Source organism: Psychrobacter sp., assembly GCF_035469765.1.
In the GTDB taxonomy this organism is placed as follows: domain Bacteria; phylum Pseudomonadota; class Gammaproteobacteria; order Pseudomonadales; family Moraxellaceae; genus Psychrobacter.
In genome coordinates this window covers 1-3,791 of sequence record NZ_DATIRM010000374.1, presented here as the reverse complement: position 1 = coordinate 3,791, position 3,791 = coordinate 1, and the positions used below count along the sequence as shown (strand labels likewise).

The 3,791-nt window shown below is 42.5% G+C and carries 4 protein-coding genes; 2 read left to right on the top strand and 2 right to left on the bottom strand.

What is annotated here, in order from left to right:
• Positions 1-1,298: YihY family inner membrane protein (locus tag VLN09_RS10410; RefSeq protein WP_325246259.1), on the bottom strand; the 1,298-nt coding region annotated here is incomplete at its 3' end.
• A 223-nt stretch (positions 1,299-1,521) separates the two neighbouring features.
• Between VLN09_RS10410 and wrbA the strand changes: the two genes are divergently transcribed.
• Positions 1,522-2,136 carry an NAD(P)H:quinone oxidoreductase gene (gene wrbA / locus VLN09_RS10405; protein ID WP_325246257.1) on the top strand — a complete coding sequence of 205 codons (615 nt, stop codon included), beginning with the start codon at positions 1,522-1,524 and terminating at the stop codon, positions 2,134-2,136.
• Between the two features lie 33 nt (positions 2,137-2,169).
• The gene (locus tag VLN09_RS10400) at positions 2,170-2,628 is read left to right on the top strand and encodes a hypothetical protein (RefSeq protein WP_325246255.1); all 459 of its coding nucleotides are present in this window, start codon (positions 2,170-2,172) and stop codon (positions 2,626-2,628) included.
• A 124-nt stretch (positions 2,629-2,752) separates the two neighbouring features.
• Here the strand turns inward: VLN09_RS10400 and VLN09_RS10395 are convergent, their stop codons facing one another.
• A complete protein-coding gene (locus tag VLN09_RS10395) occupies positions 2,753-3,523 on the bottom strand; it encodes a DUF3108 domain-containing protein (protein ID WP_325246253.1) in 771 nt (256 codons plus the stop codon).
• Positions 3,524-3,791: the final 268 nt, after the last annotated feature.

Genomic DNA, 3,791 nt, shown 5'->3' with positions numbered 1-3,791 from the left:
ACATTTTTATCATCAGTCAATTTATTGTGAGCAGATTTTTTACGTGGTTCGCTATGGGCAAAAATAGCGCCGAGCGGCACATTCAATTGTGCTTTAGCATAAGCTTCAGTATTTTCAAAGCGACTGACCAATAAGCTTAGCCAAGGTTTTTGGTCTTCTAGGCTCATCTCGTCAAGCTCATCTTTGATAGGCAAAGGATAAGGCAAAGTGCGATAAAAATCCCACAACGTCATCTTGCTCAAATCCATTTTAAGTACATAGTCTTCATCTTCTGTCATGGTAATCAAATTGCTGTCTTGCAGGTAATTTATATAGGTATACCATTTTGGCAGCTCTTTACGCCCTAACACATTGCGTAGCGCTTGCTCACTCACTGCTTCACCTTTTAAATGATGGATATATACCAAATTCAGCATATCAAGCAAGCTCAAAAACGGATGGCGCGGATAGATCTCTTTTGTCTCAAAGATGGTCAAAGTGTAGCTAATCTCAACCCCCAATAAAATCAGATTCCATGACAGATATATCCATAATAAGAAAATCGGCAGCGCAGCAAACGCACCATAAATGGCTTCATAACTGGTAAAATTTGCCATCACCGTACCAAACAGATGCTTCATCAGCTCAAAGACAATCGCCACAAAAACACCTGCGATAACCGCATTTTTTACTGGCACTCGTGCTTTTGGGATAAACCAATACATACTAATGAAGCCGGCTATCGTTATTCCAATTGACACTATCTGCACCCAAAATGACCAATCGATACCATAACCAGCAATTTGTCGGTTTAAAAAACTCAGGCTTTGTACCGCACTTGAGGCGATAAACGCGGTACCTAGTACTAAGGGTCCTAGTGTGACAATGGTCCAATAGCGCAGCATACTTCTCATACCACCTGAGCGGTTTTCTACGCGCCAAATCTGATTAAAAGCACGCTCAATGGTGGTTAAGGTCATGATAGTAGTAAAGAATAATACCATTGCCCCAATGATGGTCAGATTTGAGGATTTTTCCGCAAAGTTATTGATGTATTTACTGACTTGTAAGCTCGATTGCGGCAGCAAATTGCTATAAATGACTTCGTAAATCTGTGCCCTGACTGAAGATAGCGCTGGTACTGAAGACAAAATCATCAATAACACCGTCAAGATAGGCACAATTGACAATAAGGTCGTATAAGTCAATGACGCCGCTTTTTGCTGGCAATTGTCCTCAAAAAAGTGCCGCGTCAAAAAACGCAGGAACTGAAACCAATGTTTGTGTAAAAAGGGCAATTTTTTTAGTAAGTTTTCCATAACAACCATTTAGCAGGGACAATAGAGTGTAAGTAGTGTAACAAAAATGGACTATCTGAATCTGCGCATTAATTGTGTCAAATTGCATGATGGTGTTTTGCTTGAACAATAAGTTTGTTAAGTAGCTAGGTGAAGCGAGGGTTTGTTTGCATGTCAGTGAATGACTCGGGCATAATGGGCGTATTTATACTACTGTTAACGATTTTATAAGGAAGTGTTGCCAATGAGTCAGACTGCCCCTTATGTTTTGGTACTCTATTATTCAAATTATGGTACGACTGAGACATTAGCCTATGCTATCGCTCAGGGTATCGAAGAGGCGGGCATGACAGCGCGTATTCGTACGGTGCCGACGGTTGCGCCTGAGACGACATCAAGTAAGCCTGCGATTCCTAACGAAGGTGATTTGTATTGCACCATGGAGGATTTAAAGAATTGCAGCGGCCTTGCACTTGGTAGCCCAACGCACTTTGGCAATATGGCAGCGCCCATGAAGTATTTTTGGGACAATACTGTCACGCTTTGGCTGGCAGGTAATTTGCAGAACAAACCCGCTGCTGTCTTTACTGCGACAGGCTCTATGCATGGCGGGCAAGAGACCACACTGCTGACGATGATGTTGCCACTGCTACATCATGGCATGATGATTGTGGGCGTACCATATGCTGAGCCTGCCTTAAATCGTACTACGCGTGGTGGTTCACCATATGGTGCAAGCCATGTTAGCGGTGCGGCGCATGATCAACCTGTATCTACTGATGAGCGCGAGCTTGGCATTGCTCAAGGGCGACGTTTGGCGATTACGGCATCTGCCTTAGCACAAGCAAATTGGCGTTAAGCAGTTTTATTAATAAGGAAGTATAGCCCTCTCATGCCAAATAACTCTGATGAATCCAAAAAAAATCCTTCTACCAAAGCTAGCAAACCTATTACGCCTATCCGACAGCGCTTGATAGTGACATGGCTAGTGTGGCTGAGCTTTAGATTGCTCGCTTTACCCATCTTAATCAGCGTCTTTAATCCCAGTCGCCCCGATATTGTTGGCGGTATCGCATGGCAAGCATTATGGCTAGTGCCAGCATTCGTTTTGACACCATCGATATTACGCGGACGCTCGCCTTATGCTTTGTTGATAGACAGTATGTTTACCTTGGTGTACTTAGGGGCAAGTGGGGTGGTGTTATTCACGCGTGCTTATGGCAGCAGCTGGGCAGAAATCGCCGTTTACTCTCTGGACTTTGTCTTGTTATTTGCGATCAATGTTTGGCTATTTATCTTGCTAAAGAGACTACCATCGATGAACAATGTCGTTAAACAGCCACGCTCATGACTCATTGCATCGCTGCTTAAGCAATGTATCTCTGTAATTCTTGACAAAAAATTGACATTAAAAAAAGCGGCACGCTATTTGGCTTGCCGCTTTTTTCATGTCTTGAGATGTAGAGTGGAAGCTATTAGTTCACTTTAGACAGTTCTAAATCCATCTTCTTACCATCATTAATCTGACTTACTTTAACGGGTAAGTAATCTAAACTTGGGGCCAACCAAAAACTGGTCGAACGGCTATTGTCGTCGTGGATGCGATCGACACGTACCGTATCAAAAGTACCCGCTGGCACAGTAATCTTGGTATTACCCGATTTTTTAAATGGTGTTTTCTCAATCTTGTCTTTTTTCGCCATGTAGTAATTGCCAGAGAACTTACCATTTAACAAGTCTTGGCGAATTTGCACCTCAAGACTCAAATCATCAAAGGCTTGCTGCGCCATATTTAAGGTGGTCGACTTGCCTCTATAGTTACTCACGACTTTTTTACTGCTTGGGTTGAAGTCCAGTTTATGGGTACGACCGATACCCAATAGTTTATAAGTGGTGCTCGCTTGGGTTGGGATAACGCTATTGCCCTTAATAGTAAAGGTGCTGTATTGCGCGGCACTTGCCACACCAGCAACTCGAGCATTGACATCATATTTCCATGCATTGCCCGATTTGCTAAGGGCGCGAGTGGCAGTGCCTTTGTATTTGTCCTCAACCATAAACGTATAATTGGCGCTTGAAGGTTGGATATCTTTTGCGCTAGCAATCGTTGGTGCAGTCATACTTAATGCTCCGATAGCCGCTATACTGGCACTGGTAGTAAAAGCCATTAGTATTTTAGAGCGACTTTGGTTTTTGTTATTAATATCAGCCATTGACGATTCTTGTTTTTTTGATAAAAAACGCATGGATATTCCTCTAAAGGTTAAATAAGACAGCTTATGGCTGTAGTCTATATTGATTAAATATAGACTCAGTAACACCGCTGATTACTATTATGTGCTTACTGACTATAATGGTCATAACTTGTTACATTTTCAAGAGCAAAGGATTGCACTGTCGTTTGCCTCTTGTAGCCGATGTTACGGTAATAGTTAGCCTGATAAGGCTGAGTAACTTGCTGTAAGACTAATGAGAAAGTGAAGGTAATACGCCTAGTTTTAGAATTGGTATCCT